The 19,286-nt window shown below is 45.9% G+C and carries 26 protein-coding genes; all 26 read left to right on the forward strand.

The window, feature by feature from the left end; genetic code table 11:
• Nucleotides 1-3 precede the first annotated feature (3 nt).
• Nucleotides 4-543 carry a 50S ribosomal protein L5 gene (gene rplE / locus DXD02_RS08530; protein ID WP_022461654.1) on the forward strand — a complete coding sequence of 180 codons (540 nt, stop codon included), beginning with the start codon at nucleotides 4-6 and terminating at the stop codon, nucleotides 541-543.
• 16 nt (nucleotides 544-559) lie between these two features.
• Nucleotides 560-745, forward strand: a complete 186-nt coding sequence (locus DXD02_RS08535) for a type Z 30S ribosomal protein S14 (RefSeq protein ID WP_022461653.1) — start codon at nucleotides 560-562, stop codon at nucleotides 743-745.
• 24 nt (nucleotides 746-769) lie between these two features.
• On the forward strand, nucleotides 770-1,171 hold the full coding sequence (gene rpsH / locus DXD02_RS08540; RefSeq protein WP_022461652.1) for a 30S ribosomal protein S8: 402 nt from the start codon (nucleotides 770-772) through the stop codon (nucleotides 1,169-1,171).
• Between the two features lie 80 nt (nucleotides 1,172-1,251).
• Nucleotides 1,252-1,791 (forward strand): 50S ribosomal protein L6, encoded by a 540-nt coding sequence (gene rplF / locus DXD02_RS08545; RefSeq protein ID WP_022461651.1) that lies wholly within the window; start codon nucleotides 1,252-1,254, stop codon nucleotides 1,789-1,791.
• A gap of 17 nt (nucleotides 1,792-1,808) precedes the next feature.
• On the forward strand, nucleotides 1,809-2,177 hold the full coding sequence (rplR, locus tag DXD02_RS08550; protein WP_022461650.1) for a 50S ribosomal protein L18: 369 nt from the start codon (nucleotides 1,809-1,811) through the stop codon (nucleotides 2,175-2,177).
• A 20-nt stretch (nucleotides 2,178-2,197) separates the two neighbouring features.
• Nucleotides 2,198-2,707 carry a 30S ribosomal protein S5 gene (gene rpsE / locus DXD02_RS08555; protein ID WP_022461649.1) on the forward strand — a complete coding sequence of 170 codons (510 nt, stop codon included), beginning with the start codon at nucleotides 2,198-2,200 and terminating at the stop codon, nucleotides 2,705-2,707.
• 14 nt (nucleotides 2,708-2,721) lie between these two features.
• Nucleotides 2,722-2,904 carry a 50S ribosomal protein L30 gene (rpmD, locus tag DXD02_RS08560; RefSeq protein WP_022461648.1) on the forward strand — a complete coding sequence of 61 codons (183 nt, stop codon included), beginning with the start codon at nucleotides 2,722-2,724 and terminating at the stop codon, nucleotides 2,902-2,904.
• Between the two features lie 12 nt (nucleotides 2,905-2,916).
• Nucleotides 2,917-3,357 (forward strand): 50S ribosomal protein L15, encoded by a 441-nt coding sequence (gene rplO, locus DXD02_RS08565; RefSeq protein ID WP_022461647.1) that lies wholly within the window; start codon nucleotides 2,917-2,919, stop codon nucleotides 3,355-3,357.
• A complete protein-coding gene (gene secY, locus DXD02_RS08570; RefSeq protein WP_022461646.1) occupies nucleotides 3,357-4,673 on the forward strand; it encodes a preprotein translocase subunit SecY in 1,317 nt (438 codons plus the stop codon). The genes rplO and secY overlap by 1 nt, the downstream gene beginning before the upstream one ends.
• A gap of 167 nt (nucleotides 4,674-4,840) precedes the next feature.
• A complete protein-coding gene (locus tag DXD02_RS08575; RefSeq protein WP_022461645.1) occupies nucleotides 4,841-5,485 on the forward strand; it encodes an adenylate kinase in 645 nt (214 codons plus the stop codon).
• Nucleotides 5,486-5,488: 3 nt separating this feature from the next.
• A complete protein-coding gene (map, locus tag DXD02_RS08580) occupies nucleotides 5,489-6,259 on the forward strand; it encodes a type I methionyl aminopeptidase (protein WP_022461644.1) in 771 nt (256 codons plus the stop codon).
• Nucleotides 6,256-6,507 carry a KOW domain-containing RNA-binding protein gene (locus DXD02_RS08585; RefSeq protein WP_022461643.1) on the forward strand — a complete coding sequence of 84 codons (252 nt, stop codon included), beginning with the start codon at nucleotides 6,256-6,258 and terminating at the stop codon, nucleotides 6,505-6,507. The genes map and DXD02_RS08585 overlap by 4 nt, the downstream gene beginning before the upstream one ends.
• 3 nt (nucleotides 6,508-6,510) lie before the next feature.
• On the forward strand, nucleotides 6,511-6,729 hold the full coding sequence (gene infA / locus DXD02_RS08590) for a translation initiation factor IF-1 (RefSeq protein ID WP_022461642.1): 219 nt from the start codon (nucleotides 6,511-6,513) through the stop codon (nucleotides 6,727-6,729).
• 683 nt (nucleotides 6,730-7,412) lie between these two features.
• Complete coding sequence (locus tag DXD02_RS08595; protein ID WP_158581216.1) at nucleotides 7,413-8,879, forward strand: VanW family protein; 1,467 nt, start codon at nucleotides 7,413-7,415, stop codon at nucleotides 8,877-8,879.
• Between the two features lie 94 nt (nucleotides 8,880-8,973).
• Nucleotides 8,974-9,183, forward strand: a complete 210-nt coding sequence (locus tag DXD02_RS15430; protein ID WP_055266982.1) for a hypothetical protein — start codon at nucleotides 8,974-8,976, stop codon at nucleotides 9,181-9,183.
• Nucleotides 9,173-9,286 (forward strand): 50S ribosomal protein L36, encoded by a 114-nt coding sequence (gene rpmJ / locus DXD02_RS08605; RefSeq protein ID WP_003022746.1) that lies wholly within the window; start codon nucleotides 9,173-9,175, stop codon nucleotides 9,284-9,286. Before DXD02_RS15430 ends, rpmJ begins: the two co-directional genes overlap by 11 nt.
• Before the next feature lie 295 nt (nucleotides 9,287-9,581).
• Nucleotides 9,582-9,950, forward strand: a complete 369-nt coding sequence (gene rpsM / locus DXD02_RS08610; protein WP_022461573.1) for a 30S ribosomal protein S13 — start codon at nucleotides 9,582-9,584, stop codon at nucleotides 9,948-9,950.
• A gap of 50 nt (nucleotides 9,951-10,000) precedes the next feature.
• Nucleotides 10,001-10,393: a 30S ribosomal protein S11 gene (gene rpsK, locus DXD02_RS08615; RefSeq protein ID WP_022461574.1), complete on the forward strand. Its 393-nt coding sequence runs from the start codon at nucleotides 10,001-10,003 to the stop codon at nucleotides 10,391-10,393.
• 16 nt (nucleotides 10,394-10,409) lie between these two features.
• Nucleotides 10,410-11,003, forward strand: coding sequence for a 30S ribosomal protein S4 (rpsD, locus tag DXD02_RS08620; RefSeq protein WP_022461575.1), 594 nt, complete (start codon nucleotides 10,410-10,412; stop codon nucleotides 11,001-11,003).
• Between the two features lie 72 nt (nucleotides 11,004-11,075).
• Nucleotides 11,076-12,038, forward strand: a complete 963-nt coding sequence (locus DXD02_RS08625) for a DNA-directed RNA polymerase subunit alpha (RefSeq protein ID WP_022461576.1) — start codon at nucleotides 11,076-11,078, stop codon at nucleotides 12,036-12,038.
• Between the two features lie 104 nt (nucleotides 12,039-12,142).
• Nucleotides 12,143-12,679 (forward strand): bL17 family ribosomal protein, encoded by a 537-nt coding sequence (locus DXD02_RS08630; RefSeq protein WP_022461577.1) that lies wholly within the window; start codon nucleotides 12,143-12,145, stop codon nucleotides 12,677-12,679.
• Between the two features lie 186 nt (nucleotides 12,680-12,865).
• Nucleotides 12,866-13,765 (forward strand): diacylglycerol/lipid kinase family protein, encoded by a 900-nt coding sequence (locus DXD02_RS08635; RefSeq protein ID WP_022461578.1) that lies wholly within the window; start codon nucleotides 12,866-12,868, stop codon nucleotides 13,763-13,765.
• 179 nt (nucleotides 13,766-13,944) lie between these two features.
• A complete protein-coding gene (gene fba, locus DXD02_RS08640; RefSeq protein WP_022461579.1) occupies nucleotides 13,945-14,808 on the forward strand; it encodes a class II fructose-1,6-bisphosphate aldolase in 864 nt (287 codons plus the stop codon).
• A gap of 415 nt (nucleotides 14,809-15,223) precedes the next feature.
• Nucleotides 15,224-17,338, forward strand: coding sequence for a glutamine synthetase III family protein (locus DXD02_RS08645; RefSeq protein ID WP_117761415.1), 2,115 nt, complete (start codon nucleotides 15,224-15,226; stop codon nucleotides 17,336-17,338).
• 205 nt (nucleotides 17,339-17,543) lie between these two features.
• Nucleotides 17,544-18,230 (forward strand): WecB/TagA/CpsF family glycosyltransferase, encoded by a 687-nt coding sequence (locus DXD02_RS08650; protein WP_117510477.1) that lies wholly within the window; start codon nucleotides 17,544-17,546, stop codon nucleotides 18,228-18,230.
• A gap of 5 nt (nucleotides 18,231-18,235) precedes the next feature.
• Complete coding sequence (locus DXD02_RS08655) at nucleotides 18,236-19,105, forward strand: YitT family protein (protein WP_117510478.1); 870 nt, start codon at nucleotides 18,236-18,238, stop codon at nucleotides 19,103-19,105.
• The last annotated feature ends 181 nt before the right edge of the window (nucleotides 19,106-19,286 follow it).

The following is a 19,286-nucleotide window of genomic DNA, read 5'->3' on the forward strand; positions in this document are numbered from 1 at the left end:
ACCGTGAGTAGACTGAAAGATCTTTACAACGAGCAGATCGTTGATGCAATGACCAAAAAATTTGGATACAAAAACGTGATGGAAGTGCCGAAGCTCTCCAAAATCGTAATCAACATGGGTGTTGGTGAAGCTAAGGAGAACGCTAAACTTCTGGACGCTGCAATCAGTGATATGGAAGCTATCACCGGACAGAAAGCAGTTACCACCAAAGCGAAAAATTCCGTAGCAAACTTTAAAATCCGTGAGGGTATGCCGATCGGATGCAAAGTTACCCTTCGTGGCGAGAAAATGTACGAGTTCGCAGACCGCCTGATCAACCTGGCACTGCCTCGTGTACGTGACTTCCGCGGCGTAAATCCGAACGCTTTCGATGGCAGAGGAAACTATGCTCTTGGTATCAAAGAGCAGCTGATTTTCCCAGAGATCGAGTATGATAAAGTTGATAAAGTCAGAGGTATGGACATTATCTTCGTTACCACTGCTAACACAGATGAAGAAGCTCGTGAATTACTGACATTATTCAACATGCCATTCGCAAAGTAATAGGAGGAATTGATTCATGGCTAAAACAGCAATGAAAATCAAACAGCAGCGCAAAGCTAAATTCTCTACAAGAGAATACAATCGTTGCAGAATTTGTGGCCGTCCACACGCATATTTAAGAAAATACGGAATCTGCAGAATCTGCTTCCGTGAATTAGCATACAAAGGCCAGATTCCTGGCGTTAAGAAAGCTAGTTGGTAAAATTTTAGAAGGAGGCAAATTCAAATGAGTATGAGTGATCCGATTGCAGATATGCTTACAAGAATCCGTAACGCTAACACTGCAAAACATGATACAGTAGATGTTCCGGCATCCAAAATGAAAATCGCAATCGCTGATATCCTGGTAAACGAGGGATACATTGCAAAATATGAACTCAGCGATGAGGGTGCATTCCAGAATATGCACATCACCCTGAAATACGGCGCTGACAAAAACGAGAAGATCATCACCGGTCTGAAGAGAATCTCCAAACCGGGTCTGAGAATCTATGTTGGCAAAGATGAGCTGCCGAGAGTACTTGGCGGACTTGGAATCGCTATTCTTTCCACAAACCAGGGTGTTATCACCGATAAAGAAGCTCGTAAGCTGCAGGTCGGCGGCGAGGTTCTGGCATTCGTTTGGTAATAGAAACGAAACAAAGCAACTGAAAACAGAGAGAGCGTAAGGCTCTCTCCGAAAATCTAAGTTAATAGGAGGAAATTGGTATGTCACGTATTGGAAGACTGCCAGTGGCAATTCCTGCAGGTGTAACAGTAGACATCCAGGAAAACAACCACGTTGTAGTAAAAGGACCAAAAGGAACATTAGAGAGAACTCTCCCGTCTGAAATGACCATCAAACTGGAAGACGGACACGTAGTAGTTACAAGACCGAACGATCTGAAGAAAATGAAAGCTCTTCATGGTCTGACCAGAACTCTGATCCACAACATGGTAATTGGTGTTAGCGAAGGCTATACCAAAACACTGGAAGTAAACGGTGTAGGTTACAGAGCTGCAAAACAGGGCAACAAATTAGTTCTGTCTCTTGGATATTCTCATCCGGTAGAGATGATCGATCCGGAAGGACTCTCCTCCGCTGTAGACGGCAACAAGATCATTGTTTCCGGTATCAGCAAAGAGAAAGTTGGCCAGTATGCCGCTGAAATCAGAGACAAGAGAAGACCTGAGCCATACAAGGGCAAGGGAATCAAGTATGCTGATGAAGTGATCAGACGTAAAGTTGGTAAGACTGGTAAGAAATAATTAAGGAGAGTGTGAACATGATTAGTAAAGTATCAAGAGCGCAGATGCGCCAGAAAAAGCATAGAAGATTACGTAATCATATCGTAGGTACTGCACAGCGTCCGCGTCTGTGTGTATTCCGCAGCAATAACCATATGTATGCTCAGATTATCGACGATACGATTGGAAATACTTTAGTTTCTGCTTCTACTCTTCAGAAAGATGTTAAAGCAGAGCTTGAGAAAACCAACAATGTAGATGCAGCAGCATATCTTGGAACCGTTCTTGGAAAGAAAGCTGTAGAAGCAGGTATTACTGAAGTTGTATTTGACCGTGGCGGATTCATCTACCAGGGAAAAATCCAGGCATTCGCAGACGCAGCTAGAGAAGCTGGGCTGGTATTCTAAGAAAGGAAGGAAAAGAACACATGAAGCATACAATTATTGATGCAAGCCAGTTCGAACTGGAAGAAAAAGTCGTATCAATTAAGCGTGTTACAAAAGTTGTTAAAGGTGGTCGTAACTTCCGTTTCACAGCTTTAGTAGTTGTCGGCGACGGCAATGGACACGTAGGCGCAGGCCTTGGAAAAGCAGCCGAGATTCCGGAAGCTATCCGCAAAGGTAAAGAAGACGCTATGAAGAAACTGGTAAGCGTAGCAATCAATGAGAACGGAAGTATCACTCATGACTACGTAGGTAAATTCGGAAGCGCAGAGGTTCTGTTAAAGAAAGCTCCTGAAGGTACTGGTGTCATCGCTGGTGGCCCAGCCCGTGCCGTAATCGAGTTAGCTGGTATTAAGAACATCCGTACAAAATCCCTTGGATCCAGAAATAAGCAGAACGTAGTTCTGGCTACCATCGCTGGTCTGTCTGAGCTGAAGACTCCAGAAGAAGTAGCAAGACTTCGCGGCAAATCTACAAACGAGATCTTTGCTTAAGGAGGATGTGAAAAATGGCAGATAAATTAAAAGTAACACTGGTGAAATCCCCGATCGGATGTGTTCCGAAACACAGAAGAACCGTGGAAGCACTGGGTCTGAAAAAAGTTAACAAGACGGTAGAACTGCCGGATAACGCAGCAGTTCGCGGCATGGTTAATCAGGTTTCTTACCTGGTTAAAGTAGAAGAAGCATAAGGAGGTACCGTAATGGACTTATCTAATTTACAGCCGGCTGAAGGTTCCAGACAGAACGATAACTTCCGCAGAGGCCGTGGACATGGTTCAGGAAATGGTAAAACAGCAGGTAAAGGCCACAAAGGACAGAAAGCACGTTCCGGAGCACCGAGACCGGGATTTGAAGGTGGTCAGATGCCTTTATACAGACGTCTTCCGAAGAGAGGTTTCAAAAACAGAAACTCCAAGGAAATCGTTGGAATCAATGTAGATGCTCTGAATCGTTATGAGGACGGAGCTGTTGTAACCGTAGAAACTATGATTGAGACTGGTCTTGTTTCCAATCCGAGAGATGGCGTAAAAATCCTTGGAAACGGTGAAGTCACCAAAAAACTCACTGTAAAAGCAAATGCTTTCAGCGAGAGCGCAAAGGCAAAAATTGAAGCGGCAGGTGGAACAGTCGAGGTGATCTAATGTTTAAGACCTTTATCAATGCATTTAAGGTCAAAGATGTTCGTCGCAAAATATTTTATGTGCTTATGATGCTTGTTGTCATCCGGTTAGGCTCTCAGATGCCTGTACCGGGTGTCAATACAAGCTTTTTTGCGAATTATTTTGCAAATAATACGAATGAGGCATTCAGTTTCCTGAATGCATTCACGGGCGGCGGTTTCGACCGTTTCTCCATCTTTGCTCTGAGTATTACACCGTACATTACTTCTTCCATCATTATTCAGCTGCTCACCATTGCAATTCCACGACTTGAGGAAATGCAGCGTGACGGCGAAGAGGGAAGAAAGAAAATGACTGCGATTACTCGTTATGTGACAGTAGGTCTTGCATTGTTTGAGTCTGTTGCCATGGCAGTAGGCTTTGGACGCCAGGGACTCCTCACCACTTTTAACGCAGTTAATGTGATTGTTGTAGTGGCAGCTCTGACAGCCGGTTCTGCCTTCCTTATGTGGGTGGGAGAACAGATCAACGACAAGGGCGTTGGAAATGGTATTTCTATGGTCCTGTTAATCAACATCCTTTCCAGAATCCCGCAGGATATGGTAACCCTTTACGAAACCTTCGTAAAAGGCAAAACCATCGCGCGTGGTCTGCTGATGTGGATTATCATCGCTGTTGTGATCATCGCTGTTGTTGTGCTGGTACTGATCCTGAATGGCGCTGAGAGAAGAATTCCGGTACAGTATTCCAAGAAAATGGCCGGAAGAAAAATGGTTGGCGGACAGTCATCCAATATTCCGCTAAAGGTAAATACAGCGGGCGTTATCCCGATCATCTTTGCATCATCCATCATGTCTTTCCCATCGATTATCCTGTCGTTTGTCGGAAAGTCGGATATCAAAGGTATCGGCGGAACGCTGATCAAGATGCTGAATTCCAACAACTGGTTTGACAAAACCAATCCAGTTGCTTCGCTGGGCCTGATTCTCTACATTGTCCTTGTTATTTTCTTCGCTTATTTCTATACCTCCATCACCTTCAACCCGATGGAAGTTGCAGATAACATGAAAAAACAGGGCGGCTTTATCCCAGGCATCCGCCCGGGTAAATCCACGGTAGATTATCTGAACAATCTGCTCAGCTATATTATTTTTATCGGTGCAGCAGGTCTTACCATTGTTGCAGTGATTCCATTTTTCTTTAATGGATTTTTCAAAGCGAATGTATCCTTTGGAGGTACTTCTCTGATCATTATTGCCAGCGTAATTCTGGAAACCTTAAAACAGATTGAATCCATGATGCTGGTACGCAATTACAAAGGATTCTTAAACGATTAAGGCATAAGAGGGACTGTCTGGATAAGACAGGCCCTTTCTTTTGTTTAAAGCGCTTTTAAAGAGGCTTTAACAGAGAAAATTTTTGCTATTGTGGTTTATTTTATGGTATAATAAGGTAAATTACACGCAGTGGATTGCTGCAAATTCAAACATGGGAGGAAAAGTGCATGAAAATTATTATGTTGGGGGCACCTGGTGCCGGAAAAGGTACACAGGCAAAACAGATCGCTGCAAAATATGAGATTCCTCATATCTCTACCGGCGATATCTTCCGCGCAAACATCAAAGAAGGAACCGAGCTTGGAAAGAAAGCGAAAGCATTCATGGATAAAGGAGAACTCGTTCCGGACGAGCTGACCTGCGACCTGGTTGTAGACCGTATCTCCAAACCGGACGCAGCAAAGGGCTACGTACTGGATGGTTTCCCAAGAACGATTCCGCAGGCAGAGGCACTGACCAAAGCCCTGGAAGCACGCGGAGAGAAAATTGACTACGCAATCAATGTAGAAGTACCGGATGAAAATATCGTTCACCGTATGGGCGGACGCCGTGCCTGCATCGGATGCGGAGCAACGTATCATGTAGAATTTAATGCACCAAAGGTAGAAGATGTATGCGATACCTGCGGCGGCGAGCTGGTTCTTCGTGATGACGATAAACCTGAGACCGTACAGAAGAGACTGTCTGTATACCATGCTCAGACACAGCCTCTGATTGACTACTATAAGAAAGCCAATGTTCTGGTGGAAGTTGACGGAACCCAGGATATCAACGTGGTATTTCAGGATATAGTAAAGATTTTAGGAGCGTAAAGGATGTCCATATCAATTAAAACTGCCCGGGAAATTGAAAAAATGCGCCGTGCCGGTGAACTGCTGGAGAAGGTACACGATGAATTAGGCCGCGCCATCCATCCGGGAATGTCAACCTGGGAAATCAACAAGCTCGGAGAAGAGATGATCCGCAGCTTCGGATGCACTCCCAACTTTTTAAACTATAATGGGTATCCGGCTTCGATCTGCGTTTCTGTGAACGAAGAAGTGGTTCACGGAATCCCAAGTAAAAAACGGATTCTGAAAGAGGGCGACATTGTCAGCCTGGATGCGGGACTTATCTATGAAGGATACCATTCCGACGCAGCCCGCACACACGCGGTCGGTGAGATCTCGCCGGAGGCAAGAAAACTGGTGGAAGTAACACGCCAGGCCTTTTTTGAAGGAATCAAATACGCAAAAGCAGGCCATCATCTTCATGAGATTTCGGCGGCGATCGGTGCATACGCAGAGAGCTTCGGCTACGGCGTTGTCCGCGACCTGGTAGGCCACGGCATCGGAACGCACCTGCACGAAGATCCGGCAGTGCCGAACTTCGCACAGCCAAGCCGCGGCGTCCGTCTGCAGCCTGGCATGACGCTCGCCATCGAGCCGATGATCACAGCCGGAGGCTATGCAGTCAGATGGCTGGATGATGACTGGACCGTTGTGACAGAAGACGGCTCTCTTGCCGCACATTATGAGAACACGATTCTGATTACGGAGGGAGAACCGGAAATTCTGACACTTTCGCATACGGAGGAGGATTTATGAAACCGATTGTGAAAGGAATGTTTGCCAGAAGCCTGGCCGGCCACGATAAAGGAAAGCTGTATGTGATTTCGGATGTACAGGAGCCATACGTATTCTTGGTGGACGGAAAAATCCGTACCGCCAACCGGCCGAAAAAGAAGAAGCTGATTCACGTACAGCCGGATTACGAAATGACGGATGCGGTTCGTGATGAAGATATCCGTAAGGCATTAAAAGAAAAAAGTTGCAAAGAGTTGAAGGAGGATTAATCAATGTCTAAGGCAGATGTAATTGAAGTAGAGGGAACTGTCCTCGAGAAATTACCAAACGCAATGTTTAAAGTAGAACTGGAAAATAAACACGTTGTACTGGCTCATATCAGCGGAAAGCTGCGTATGAACTTTATCCGTATTCTTCCGGGAGACAAAGTAACCATCGAGCTGTCCCCATACGATCTGGACAAGGGACGTATTATCTGGAGAGATAAATAAGAAATACGATAAAAAAAGCCATCCGGCATGCCGGATGGCTTTTTCTCTGTATGTGTTTCTCTGTATTCATCCCCAATAACAGTAACCGTTCTACAGAACAAAGATTTCGATCACCGGCCTTCAGATTTCTGACAGCCACAAAGCAAGCACCAGTCTGCAAACCCTGCAGCATCCGCGGCGGCGGGCATCTGAATTTCTTTTCAGTCCCTTTTGAAACCTTCCAGATGTATTATGCAATATTTTAATAGAAAAAGCAATGAAAAAAGTATAAAATTTTATGAAAACTTTTTGTAAAAACCAGGAGAATTTGTGCACTTTTGAAACAAAATTTTTAAACCGTCAGAAAAAAAAGAAAAAGTGAAAAGACAGGAGAAAAGAGCGGCCGGAAAACCGTGAAAATGACAGATGAGGGCTCGAAAGCGACAGAAGAATATATGTTTGTGAATTCTGTGTGAAGTTGAAATATTTGGTTGAATTCTCAAAATAATGTGATACAATGCAATAGAGAAACTTTACGGAGAAATTTTACCGGGAAGGATCTCCTGTGCGGTGCGGTAAAATCCATGTACCGGCAGAAATCAGGGAAACATTTTATGAAACAGCAGGCTGCAGTCTGAAAAAAATTCGGATCTGCAGCAATGGCATCGCTGCTCCTTACAGATAACAGGAAAGGAAAATGTGCAATGACAAAAAGGGGAAAGAAAAAAGGCCTTGTTGCAGCATTGAGCGTAGTTGCAGTGATTGTTTTACTTGCCGCTGCATATGGAATCTTCTGTCTGATCATCGAGGATGACAAAATCTGGGCAGATGCTTCTATTAACGGAGTAAACATTCAGGGAATGAGCAAAAAAGAAGCTGCACAGACAGTGGAACAGAAGTTTGAAGAAGATTATAAAGATACAGCTGTTACCGTTGAGCTGGATGGTCAGCAGTATACGATGAACGTATTTCCAATGCTGGGGATGGATGCTTCCGCAGAAATTGAAAAAGCATATGAAAAAGGCCATGGAAATCTTCTGGTTCGCGGTCTGGAGTGGGTCGAGATGAAACGGGGAAAGGCAGAGAAACTTTCCTATGATGTGCAGCCGACTGTGGCCCATCCAGATGAGGTGGAAGGAATTGTACAGGCATCCGGCATTCAGGATTACAACTCCATGCAGGATACTACATATGAAGTAACAGATACCGGCCTGATCGTGCATAAAGGCATTTCAGGAACCAGACCGGATGTGGATGCTTTAAAACAGCAGATCCAGACGAATGTGACAGCAATGAATTTCCAGGATGTAATTTCCTGCCCGACGGCAGAAAATCAGCTGACGGAGCCGGATTTTGCCGGAATTGCAAGCCAGATTTATACCGAGCCGGTCAATGCGACGCTGGATCCGGACAACGGATATTCCGTTGTGGCATCGAAAAACGGAACCTCAATGGATGCGGACAGTGCGAAAGCCGAGTATGAGAGTGCAGAAGAAAATACGGATATCACGATTCCGTTTACCTTTACCGAGCCGGAGATTACAACCGAGAAGATGAACGCAAATCTGTTTAAAGACACGCTTGGAAGTTACAGCTCCAGCGCAGCAGGTGGAACGAGCGGAAGAATTCACAACGTCGGACTTACGGCATCTATCTGCAACGGACAGATCGTTCTGCCGGGAGAAACCTTCTCTTTTAATGGTGTCGTAGGTGATACAACGGCGGAAAAAGGATACCAGGAGGCAGCAGGCTATCAGGATGGCAAAGTCGTCCAGGTACTTGGAGGAGGCGAATGCCAGGTGTCTTCCACACTGTTTTCCGCTATTTTGTATACAGACCTTGATGTGTTGGAAAGAGCCAACCATTCGATGCCGGTACATTATGTGCCGTCAGGAATGGATGCAACCGTATTCTGGGATTCACCGGATTTCAAATTTGAAAATAATCATAAGTATCCGGTGAAAATTGTGATGAATATGGACAGCAGTGATACACTGACCGTAAAAATTCTCGGAACAAAAGAAAACGACTATACCATTGAGCCAAGGGTAGAGCAGATCGATGAGATGAGTAATGTAACGTATCGTGATTATAAAGATGCAAGCGGAAATGTAGTAAAATCAGAATCCGTATGCGCAAGCAAATACAAACCGCTGAACTCAGGATCATGATGCAAAAAAAGATGTTACCTGTAAAAAACAGGCGGGACAGAGAAGAGAAATCTGTCCCACCTGTTTTTTTCTTACCGGTGGGAGAGATGAAAAAATGCACAGAAAAAGAGCAAAAAAAAATGAAAAAATATGTAAAAAATTTCTTGCATTTCCGGGAACAAAATGCTATACTATAAAACGAACTTTTGCGCGTGGACTTTTTTCTAACCCACAAAAAGAAAACGCATTCCAAAAGTTTACAACAGAAAATTCCCCTACACGGGGCGCTAGGAGCAAAGAAAGGAGGATTCATCATGAAGGTTAGATCTTCTGTAAAACCGATCTGCGAGAAATGCAAAGTTATCAAAAGAAAAGGTAGCATCAGAATCATTTGTGAGAATCCAAAGCACAAACAGCGCCAGGGCTAATCCGTCATTAGGCTTGATCGTAATTGTGCAGATTTTAAGTGCGGCTGCAGCGAGGACGCGCGTGAATGCGTTGTTCTGCTGTTAATATTATAAAGTGAGACACCTGGCAAGTTGCAGCCAGGACACCTCCGGCGGGTGGACGCGCGGAGCGCAGACATCCCTTATAATATTGCTTAATACTCCGATCTGTCAGGTGGCAGAAGGAGAAAGGTCGTGCGAACACGGCTGGATACACGCATACCTGTATCCCAATTAGGAAAATATTAATGTTTTAGAAAAATGGAGGACAAAGTACATGGCTCGTATAGCTGGTGTAGACTTACCAAGAGACAAACGTGTTGAGATTGGTCTGACCTATATCTACGGAATCGGTAGAACAAGTGCAGATCGTATCTTAAAAGAAGCTGGAGTAAATCCGGACACACGCTGCAGAGATTTGACAGACGATGAAGTAAAGAGACTCAGCGCAGTTATCGATGAGAGTCAGGTTGTAGAAGGAGATCTTCGTAGAGAAATCGCTATGAACATCAAACGTCTGCAGGAGATCGGATGCTACAGAGGTATCCGTCATCGTAAAGGCCTTCCGGTTCGTGGTCAGAAAACAAAGACCAACGCAAGAACCCGCAAAGGTCCTAAGAGAACTGTTGCAAATAAGAAGAAATAATTTAACCAGTAGTCCAATATAAGATTAAGAAAGTGTAGGTTAGTTTTAAAATGGCAAAAGTGACAAAGAAAACGACAAAACGTCGTGTCAGAAAAAACGTTGAACACGGACAGGCACATATCCAGTCTTCCTTCAATAATACAATCGTAACACTGACTGATGCAGAAGGAAATGCTCTTTCTTGGGCAAGTGCCGGCGGTCTGGGATTTAGAGGTTCAAGAAAATCTACTCCATACGCAGCTCAGATGGCTGCAGAAACTGCTACCAAAGCAGCGCTGGTTCATGGCTTAAAGACTGTTGACGTTATGGTAAAAGGACCAGGATCAGGTCGTGAAGCTGCAATCCGTGCCCTTCAGGCATGCGGTCTTGAAGTTACAAGCATCCGCGACGTAACACCGGTTCCGCACAACGGATGCCGCCCACCAAAACGTAGAAGAGTCTGATTAGGAGGTTAAGAACATGGCAGTAAATAGAGTACCAGTCCTGAAAAGATGCAGATCCCTCGGAATGGATCCTGTATATCTTGGAATTGATAAGAAGTCCACAAGACAGCTGAAAAGAGCAAACAGAAAAATGTCTGAGTATGGTCTTCAGTTAAGAGAAAAACAGAAAGCAAAATTCATCTACGGCGTTCTGGAGAAACCTTTTGTTAACTATTACAAAAAGGCTGACAGAATGGAAGGACAGACTGGTGAGAACCTGATGATCCTTCTTGAGCTCCGTCTGGACAACGTTCTGTTCCGTATGGGAATGGCTAGAACCAGAAAAGAAGCACGTCAGATCGTTGACCACAAACACGTTCTGGTTAACGGCAAACAGGTAAATATCCCGTCTTACCTTGTAAGCGCTGGTGATACCATCGAAATCAAAGAGGGTAAAAAATCCTCTCAGAGATATAAAGACATCGTAGAGGTTACAGGCGGCCGTCTGACTCCGGAATGGATCGAGGCTGATCTTGAGGCACTCAAAGGTGTTGTAAAAGAGCGTCCTACCCGCGAAATGATCGATGTTCCGGTTGACGAAGTGCAGATCGTCGAGCTGTATTCTAAATAAAGAATCGCCATACGCGGAAGGCTTTATTCCCATGAGTAATGAGCCAACCAATTTAAAAGGAGGGGCTTTCGAGTGTTTGATTTTAACAAACCGAAAATTGAAATTACTGAGATTTCTGATGACAAGAAGTACGGCAGATTTGTGGTTGAACCTCTGGAAAGAGGCTACGGTATCACATTAGGTAATTCTCTTCGCAGAATTATGCTTTCTTCCCTCCCTGGAGCAGCAGTAAGCCAGGTTAAAATCGAGGGCGTTCTTCATGAATTCAGCTCCATCCCTGGAGTAAAAGAAGACGTTACAGAAATCATCATGAACCTGAAGAGCCTTGCAATCCGCAATAACAGCGAAACCAACGAAGCAAAAGTTGCTTATATTGAGTTCGAGGGCGAGGGAGTTGTAAGAGCATCCGATATTCAGGTAGATCAGGATATTGAGATCATGAATCCGGATCAGGTAATCGCAACCCTGAACGGCGGCCCGGACAGCAAGCTGTACATGGAGCTGACGATCACAAAAGGCCGCGGTTATATCAGTGCTGACAAAGGCAAGAGCGATGACATGCCGATCGGCGTTCTCGCTGTGGATGCTATCTATACACCGGTTGAGCGTGTAAACCTCAAAGTGGAGAACACCCGTGTAGGTCAGATTACCGATTACGATAAACTGACACTGGATGTTTACACCAGAGGAACACTGGATCCGGACGAGGCAGTCAGCCTGGCAGCTAAGGTTTTAAGCGAGCATCTGAAACTCTTCATCGATCTGTCTGAGAATGCGAAGACAGCAGAAGTTATGATCGAGAAAGAGGACAATGAGAAAGAGAAAGTTCTGGAGATGAACATCGACGAGCTTGAGCTTTCCGTGCGTTCCTATAACTGCTTGAAACGTGCCGGTATCAATACCGTAGAAGAGCTGTGCAACAAAACTTCCGAAGACATGATGAAGGTTCGTAACCTGGGCCGCAAGTCTCTGGAAGAGGTACTTGCAAAGCTGAAAGAACTGGGACTGTCACTGAGTCCTGGGGACGGAGAATAAATCACAGCGATTTATCTTTCCGTTTGATTTGTAGACGAAAACCCCCTGTCAGTAAGTCCGAGGCAGCATGACTTGCGGGTTCCACAAATGGAGGAAAATTTAAAATGGCAAAATATAGAAAACTTGGCAGAACATCTGACCAGAGAAAAGCATTATTAAGAAACCAGGTAACCAACCTTCTGTATCACGGAAAAATCGTTACCACTGAGACCAAAGCGAAAGAGATCCGCAAGATCGCTGAAAGCATGATCGCACTGGCTGTAAAAGAGAAAGATAACTTTGAGACCGTTACCGTTACTGCTAAAGTAGCTCGCAAAGATGCTGATGGCAAACGTGTGAAAGAAGTAAAAGACGGCAAAAAAGTTACCGTATACGATGAAGTTCAGAAAGAGATCAAAAAAGATCTTCCGTCCAGACTTCACGCTAGACGTCAGATGGCAAGCTTCTTCTATCCTGTAACAGAGGTTCCGACCGAAGCAGCAGGACGCAAGAAAAACACCAAGTCCATCGATATGCCACAGAAAATGTTCGATGAGATCGCTCCGAAATATGCAGACCGTAACGGCGGATATACCCGTATCATCAAGATCGGACCGCGTAAAGGTGATGCAGCTATGGAAGTTGTAATCGAGCTGGTTTAATCTGTAAATAGTTTTGAAATTCGCAGGGGCTGCCTCTTAGTAGGTGGCTCCTGTTTTGTTGTATATCATATTTTATATGACACAATTGCGAAATTGTGGCAATGTACGGGGTTGCATCTGCTTTGCGAATAAGGTACAATACAGAATACAGAACAGCTAAAATGGGATACAAAGGAGAGCATTTGCATGGAGAGCAAGAAAAAAATGTTGTTTATTTTTAATCCGTTTTCCGGAAAAGCACAGATTAAAAGTAAACTGTTTGAAATTATCGATGTTTTTGTAAAAGGCGGATATGAAGTCATTGTCCACCCGACGCAGGCAGTCGGAGATGGTTTCGAAAAGACAAAGGAGCTTGCGCCGCAGGTGGATCTCGTTGTCTGCAGCGGGGGCGACGGAACACTGGATGAAGTTGTCAGCGGTCTGATGGAAGTGGATCAGCGCGTTCCGATCGGTTATATTCCGGCCGGAAGCACCAATGACTTTGCAAACAGTCTTTCTATTTCGAAAGATATGGTACAGGCGGCAAAGGATATCATCGAGGGAAACCTGTATTCCTGTGATGTGGGAGCGTTCAACAACGACAGCTTTGTCTACATCGCTGCATTCGGCCTTTTCACGGATGTTTCCTATGAGACAGATCAGCACATGAAAAACATTCTCGGCCATCTGGCATACCTGCTGGAGGGATCCAAACGGATCTGGAATGTGCCGACGTACTGGATTAAAGTCGAGGCAAACGGGGAAACCTTTGAGGGAGAGTATATCTACGGTATGGTGACGAATGCCAAGTCCGTCGGCGGCTTCAAAAACCTGCCGGGACAGGATGTACGCCTGGATGACGGACTCTTCGAGGTAACCCTGATCAAACGCCCGAAAAACCCGCTGGAACTGAATGAGATCATTGCGTCCCTGCTGATGCAGGAGGATCACACAGACCTCATCGATTCGTTCAAGACCGACCGCATCATCATCGAGTCCAACCAGGAGATTTCCTGGACTCTGGACGGCGAATACGGCGGAGATCACGGCTATGTCTGCATCGAAGCGCGCAAACATGCCATGGAACTGGTTCTGAACAATAAGTAGGCACGGCTTTTTGATAAGTTTTTCACAAAAAAGTGCAAAAAAATGGATTTCGCTACGAAAACCATTTGGCATTTGCAGAAAGATGTTGTATAATAAAACCAGTTATGAAAGTAACAAGTATGCCGTAAGCCTGAAAACGGTACACGGCACAATTACAGACACAGGAGGTCATTTGAGCTATGTTAGTATCAGCAAAAGAAATGTTGGACAAAGCAAAAGCTGGCCACTATGCAGTTGGTCAGTTTAACATCAACAACCTGGAGTGGACAAAATCCATCCTTCTTACCGCACAGGAGATGAATTCTCCAGTTATCCTTGGTGTATCTGAGGGTGCAGGAAAATACATGACAGGTTTCAAAACTGTAGCTGCTATGGTAAAAGCTATGATCGAAGAACTGAACATCACTGTTCCGGTTGCTCTGCATCTGGACCACGGAACCTACGAAGGATGCTACAAATGCATCGAAGCAGGTTTCTCATCCATCATGTTTGACGGATCTCATTATCCGATCGAAGAGAACGTTGCAAAAACAAAAGAACTGGTAGCTGTTTGCAAAGAGAAAGGAATGTCTCTGGAAGCAGAAGTTGGTTCTATCGGTGGAGAAGAAGATGGTGTTGTAGGTATGGGCGAATGCGCTGATCCAAACGAGTGCAAGATGATTGCAGACCTCGGTGTAGATATGCTTGCAGCAGGTATCGGCAATATCCACGGTGTATACCCGGCTAACTGGCAGGGACTGAGCTTTGAGACTCTGGCAGCTGTACAGGAGCTGACAGGAACTATGCCGCTCGTTCTTCACGGTGGTACAGGTATCCCGGATGACATGATCAAGAAAGCCATTGACCTTGGCGTTTCCAAAATCAATGTAAATACAGAGTGCCAGCTTGCATTCGCAGCAGCTACACGTAAATACATCGAAGAGGGCAAAGATCAGCAGGGTAAAGGATTTGATCCTCGTAAACTGCTTGCTCCGGGCGCAGAAGCTATCAAAGCTACTGTAAGAGAGAAAATCGAACTGTTCGGTTCTGCAAACAAAGCCTGAGTTTAAGCACGAAAATGCTGTGCAGGATTCCTGGGGGACTTCCACCTCAGGGTCCGCACAGTATTTTTTTTCGCGAGCAACGAGTCAAAGTCCGTGCTTGTACGAGACCTTGACGACTGCCGCGAAAGCTTTCATCGAATCCGCTAATTTTTTCGCCTGAATTAGGAAAGTTTTGTAAAATAATACGAAAAAGGGACTGAGTTCAAAAAAGCACTTGCGTTTTTGGGGTTTTTGAGTTATTTTAGTATCAGTTGGAAATCAAATCCATATGCGAATGTAAAACAAGGGCGTTCTACAAAAAATATAGCTTTTTTAGCTACCTTTTTGAGAACTCCTTTTTCTTGTATTAGGATCTTTTTAGAATCCGGCGGGAAGGTCGCATCGCAAAATTCACAAATGGAAAGGAAGAAAGAAAATGGGAGAATATGTAAATCCAGCCAAAATTTTTGGCGAAAATGTATTCAATGACACTGTAATGCAGGAACGTCTTCCAAAAAATGTTTACAAGAAGCTGAAAAAGATCATCGAAGAAGGCGGTGAGCTGGATCTTGCTACTGCAGATACGATTGCACATGAGATGAAAGAATGGGCAATTGAAAAAGGAGCAACACACTATACACACTGGTTCCAGCCGCTGACCGGTGCAACTGCAGAAAAGCACGATTCTTTTATCACAGCACCGATGCCGAACGGCAAAGTACTGATGAGCTTCTCCGGTAAAGAGCTGATCAAAGGCGAGCCGGATGCATCTTCTTTCCCGTCCGGTGGACTGCGTGCTACCTTTGAGGCAAGAGGATATACAGCATGGGACTGCACCTCACCGGCTTTCGTTCGTCAGGACGCAGCAGGCGCAACCCTCTGCATTCCGACTGCATTCTGCTCCTACACAGGAGAGGCGCTTGACCAGAAAACACCGCTTCTTCGTTCCATGGAAGCTCTGAATGTACAGTCCCTGCGTCTGTTAAAACTGTTCGGAAACACCACTTCCAAGAAAGTAACTCCTTCCGTAGGACCGGAGCAGGAATACTTCCTGGTAGATGCAGAGAAATTCCTGCAGAGAAAAGACCTGATCTACACCGGACGTACCCTGTTTGGCGCAATGCCTCCAAAAGGACAGGAGATGGACGATCACTATTTCGGAACCATCCGTCAGAGAATTGCTTCCTTTATGAAGGATGTCAACATTGAGCTGTGGAAAATGGGTGTTACAGCAAAGACACAGCACAATGAGGTTGCACCGGCACAGCACGAGCTGGCTTCCATTTATTCCGAGGCAAACGTAGCAGTTGACAACAACCAGCTCGTTATGCAGACTTTAAAGAGAGTTGCATGCCAGCACGGACTGAAATGCCTGCTGCATGAGAAACCGTTCGCAGGTGTCAACGGTTCCGGTAAACACGACAACTGGTCCATCACCACAGATGACGGCATCAACCTTCTTGAGCCGGGCAAAACACCGCACGAGAACATTCAGTTCCTGCTCGTATTAAGCTGCGTTCTGAAAGCCGTTGATGTTCACGCAGATCTGCTTCGTGAGTCCGCAGCCGATCCGGGAAACGATCACAGACTGGGAGCTAACGAGGCGCCGCCAGCTATTATTTCTGTATTCCTTGGCGAGCAGCTGGAGGATGTTGTAGAGCAGCTCATCAGCACCGGAAATGCAACCAAGAGTAAAAAAGAGGGCGTTCTGGAGACTGGTGTTAAGACACTTCCGGATCTCAAGAAAGACGCTACCGACCGTAACAGAACCTCACCGTTCGCCTTCACCGGAAACAAATTCGAGTTCCGTATGGTTGGTTCCCGTGACTCCGTTGCAGCTCCGAACATCGTACTGAACACCATCGTTGCAGAAGCATTCCGCGATGCATGCGATGTACTGGAAGGCGCTGAAAACTTCGAGGACGCTGTCCATGATCTGATCAAGAAGAACTTAAGTGAGCATCAGAGAATCATCTTCAATGGCGACGGATATGCAGATGAGTGGTTAGCTGAGGCAGAGAGAAGAGGACTTCCGAACATCAAATCCATGGTGTACGCAATCCCGGCACTGACCACTGATACCGCAATCAAACTGTTCGGCGATTTCAAAGTATTCACCGAGGCAGAGCTGGTATCCCGTGCAGAAGTTAAATTCGAGAACTATGCAAAGACCATCAACATCGAAGCAAAGACCATGATCGACATGGCAAGCAAACAGATCATCCCGGCAGTCATCAAATATGCGACTTCCCTGGCTGGATCTATCAACACCATCACCGCAGCAGGTGTTACAGCAGTTGGTGTACAGAAGAATCTGCTGAACGAGACAAGTGCACTGCTTGAGGAAACCCAGAAAGCACTCGACGAGCTGATCGCAATCGAGAATGCAGGATGCGAGATGGAAGACGGCGAAGCAAAAGCAAAATACTACTACGAGAAAGTTGCTCCGGCTATGGAGGCACTCCGTGCACCGGTTGACAAACTGGAGATGATCGTAGACAAAGAGATGTGGCCGATGCCGTCCTACGGCGATCTGATGTTTGAGGTTTAATCCGCAGACGGTCTGATAAATTGTAAAAATTCTGTGAAAACAGGGCAGAAAAAGAGGCTGTTTTTGACAACAGCCTCTTTTTTTAGTATAATGAAGATTAGCTGTTGCCAGAAGAAAAAGGCGGACAGCGCTGCCGGAAGAAACGGCAGGAAAACATGGAGGAAACGCTTCTGGATTTCGAAGGAAAACAGAAGTATACAGAACAATGAATGCAGAACTGGAAATTTTAGGTGTGAAGCTGAAACATTACCGCGTCGATGCGGCGATGGAGATTGCAGAGGAATACCTCTCAAACGATAAGCTGAACACCATCGGGATTGTTACGATGCAGATGCTGATGCAGGCGAGCAAGGAACCGACGTGGAAACAGTATATCGAAGATCTGGATCTGACGGTCATCGGGGAAACCGAGGTGCTGGAGGCAGCAGGAATTGACCCGGAGACGCCGTCCTATGAGGAAGTGGAGACGAACGAGTTCATCGCACGCTTTTTCTGGGGACTGATTCAGAAGAAAAGCCGGATTTTCGTACTGGGCGACACTGGGGAAGAACTGCAGACACTGCAGAAATATCTGACAGAAACGTATCCCGGCATTGAGATCGGAGGCGGTGCTGTCGTCGAGACGCTGGAGGAATCCGCGTTTGACAGCCTGGTCAACGAGATCAACAGCCAGACGACGGACGTGATTGTGAGCGGCCTTGCGGGAACGCGGCAGGATCGTTTCGTTCTGGAAAACAGCAGCAAAATCAGCGCAAAAATCTGGCTGAGCCTTGGCGAGCATTCGACGCTGCAGAACGAGGCCGGTATAAAAACGAGCTGGTGGGGAACTCTGCTAAAGAAGAATACGTTCAAGTGGATGGTAACAAAATATAACAGCGAAAAGGACGGTTGAAGTTCATGAACTGGATACGGAACAAACAGCAGTGGAGAGATTATCTGCTGATTACGCTGGGAACCGCGGTCATGGCGGTTGCGACCAGCTCGATTTACGACCCGGCGGGGCTTGTTACCGGAGGATTTTCCGGTCTTGCAATCGTCATCAAACAACTGAGCCAGATGCTGTTCGGAAAAGGAGTTCCGCTCTGGGTGACGAACCTTGTGCTGAACATTCCGCTCTTTCTGTTCGGAATCCGCATGAGCCGCGATTTTCTGGTGAAAACCATCTTCGGAACCCTGATGAATACGTTCTGGATTGCCGTTCTCCCGGTGCTGCAGCTGGTGCCGGATGACAGGATGCTTTCCGCACTGTTCGGCGGCGTTCTGATGGGAGCAGGCATCGGCCTCGTCTTCATCGGAAACGGTACGACGGGCGGAACGGATATGATGGCGGCTCTGATCCAGAGAAAGCTGCGCCACTATTCCGTTGCACAGGTTATGCAGGTGCTTGATGGAATCATCGTCATCGCCGGTATTTTTGTCTTCGGTATCCACGCTTCGCTCTATGCGATCGTGGCAATCTACGTGACGACGAAAATGACGGATGCCCTGATGGAAGGTATGAATTATGCGAAATCCGCGTTTATCATTACCGCGCATCCGGAGCAGGTAGCCGATGAGCTCATGAAAGAACTCGACCGCGGCGCGTCCGGCATCCACATCAAGGGAATGTACACGGGCGAAGAGCGTATGATGGTATTCTGTGTTGTGGGCAAAAAACAGATCCCGCAGCTCAAACAGATCGTAGGAACGATCGATCCGGACGCGTTTGTCGTTGTGTCGGATGCAAGAGAGGTCTTAGGAGAGGGCTTCCAGACGGATTTCTCCTGACCTTTTTACGTATTTTGTGGTATAAATGTTGTGTTTTCTCTTCCTTTTTTGTCTATTTTGTATTAAAATAAGTATATCTGTGAGGTACTTTGCATCAGGCGCAGAACCATAGGGGTGTGGATATGCCTGGCAATGAAAGCGGGTGCAGCCGGAGACAAACTATAGGATGAAAGAGGGAAGA

Source organism: Blautia sp. TF10-30, from assembly GCF_003481245.1.
In the GTDB taxonomy this organism is placed as follows: domain Bacteria; phylum Bacillota; class Clostridia; order Lachnospirales; family Lachnospiraceae; genus Fusicatenibacter; species Fusicatenibacter saccharivorans.

Bases quoted from the DNA above. Each gene is read 5' to 3' on its own strand.
- DXD02_RS08650 (WP_117510477.1), top strand. From the start codon at position 17,544: ATGAATGCAGAACTGGAAATTTTAGGTGTGAAGCTGAAACATTACCGC.
- DXD02_RS08655 (WP_117510478.1), top strand. From the start codon at position 18,236: ATGAACTGGATACGGAACAAACAGCAGTGGAGAGATTATCTGCTGATT.
- DXD02_RS08645 (WP_117761415.1), top strand. From the start codon at position 15,224: ATGGGAGAATATGTAAATCCAGCCAAAATTTTTGGCGAAAATGTATTC.
- DXD02_RS08585 (WP_022461643.1), top strand. From the start codon at position 6,256: ATGAAACCGATTGTGAAAGGAATGTTTGCCAGAAGCCTGGCCGGCCAC.
- rplO (WP_022461647.1), top strand. From the start codon at position 2,917: ATGGACTTATCTAATTTACAGCCGGCTGAAGGTTCCAGACAGAACGAT.
- rpsM (WP_022461573.1), top strand. From the start codon at position 9,582: ATGGCTCGTATAGCTGGTGTAGACTTACCAAGAGACAAACGTGTTGAG.
- DXD02_RS08575 (WP_022461645.1), top strand. From the start codon at position 4,841: ATGAAAATTATTATGTTGGGGGCACCTGGTGCCGGAAAAGGTACACAG.
- rpsD (WP_022461575.1), top strand. From the start codon at position 10,410: ATGGCAGTAAATAGAGTACCAGTCCTGAAAAGATGCAGATCCCTCGGA.
- rpmD (WP_022461648.1), top strand. From the start codon at position 2,722: ATGGCAGATAAATTAAAAGTAACACTGGTGAAATCCCCGATCGGATGT.
- DXD02_RS08535 (WP_022461653.1), top strand. From the start codon at position 560: ATGGCTAAAACAGCAATGAAAATCAAACAGCAGCGCAAAGCTAAATTC.
- DXD02_RS08595 (WP_158581216.1), top strand. From the start codon at position 7,413: ATGACAAAAAGGGGAAAGAAAAAAGGCCTTGTTGCAGCATTGAGCGTA.
- DXD02_RS08630 (WP_022461577.1), top strand. From the start codon at position 12,143: ATGGCAAAATATAGAAAACTTGGCAGAACATCTGACCAGAGAAAAGCA.
- rpsK (WP_022461574.1), top strand. From the start codon at position 10,001: ATGGCAAAAGTGACAAAGAAAACGACAAAACGTCGTGTCAGAAAAAAC.
- rpsE (WP_022461649.1), top strand. From the start codon at position 2,198: ATGAAGCATACAATTATTGATGCAAGCCAGTTCGAACTGGAAGAAAAA.
- secY (WP_022461646.1), top strand. From the start codon at position 3,357: ATGTTTAAGACCTTTATCAATGCATTTAAGGTCAAAGATGTTCGTCGC.
- infA (WP_022461642.1), top strand. From the start codon at position 6,511: ATGTCTAAGGCAGATGTAATTGAAGTAGAGGGAACTGTCCTCGAGAAA.
- rplR (WP_022461650.1), top strand. From the start codon at position 1,809: ATGATTAGTAAAGTATCAAGAGCGCAGATGCGCCAGAAAAAGCATAGA.
- rpsH (WP_022461652.1), top strand. From the start codon at position 770: ATGAGTATGAGTGATCCGATTGCAGATATGCTTACAAGAATCCGTAAC.
- fba (WP_022461579.1), top strand. From the start codon at position 13,945: ATGTTAGTATCAGCAAAAGAAATGTTGGACAAAGCAAAAGCTGGCCAC.
- rplF (WP_022461651.1), top strand. From the start codon at position 1,252: ATGTCACGTATTGGAAGACTGCCAGTGGCAATTCCTGCAGGTGTAACA.
- map (WP_022461644.1), top strand. From the start codon at position 5,489: ATGTCCATATCAATTAAAACTGCCCGGGAAATTGAAAAAATGCGCCGT.
- DXD02_RS08635 (WP_022461578.1), top strand. From the start codon at position 12,866: ATGGAGAGCAAGAAAAAAATGTTGTTTATTTTTAATCCGTTTTCCGGA.
- rpmJ (WP_003022746.1), top strand. From the start codon at position 9,173: ATGAAGGTTAGATCTTCTGTAAAACCGATCTGCGAGAAATGCAAAGTT.
- DXD02_RS15430 (WP_055266982.1), top strand. From the start codon at position 8,974: ATGCACAGAAAAAGAGCAAAAAAAAATGAAAAAATATGTAAAAAATTT.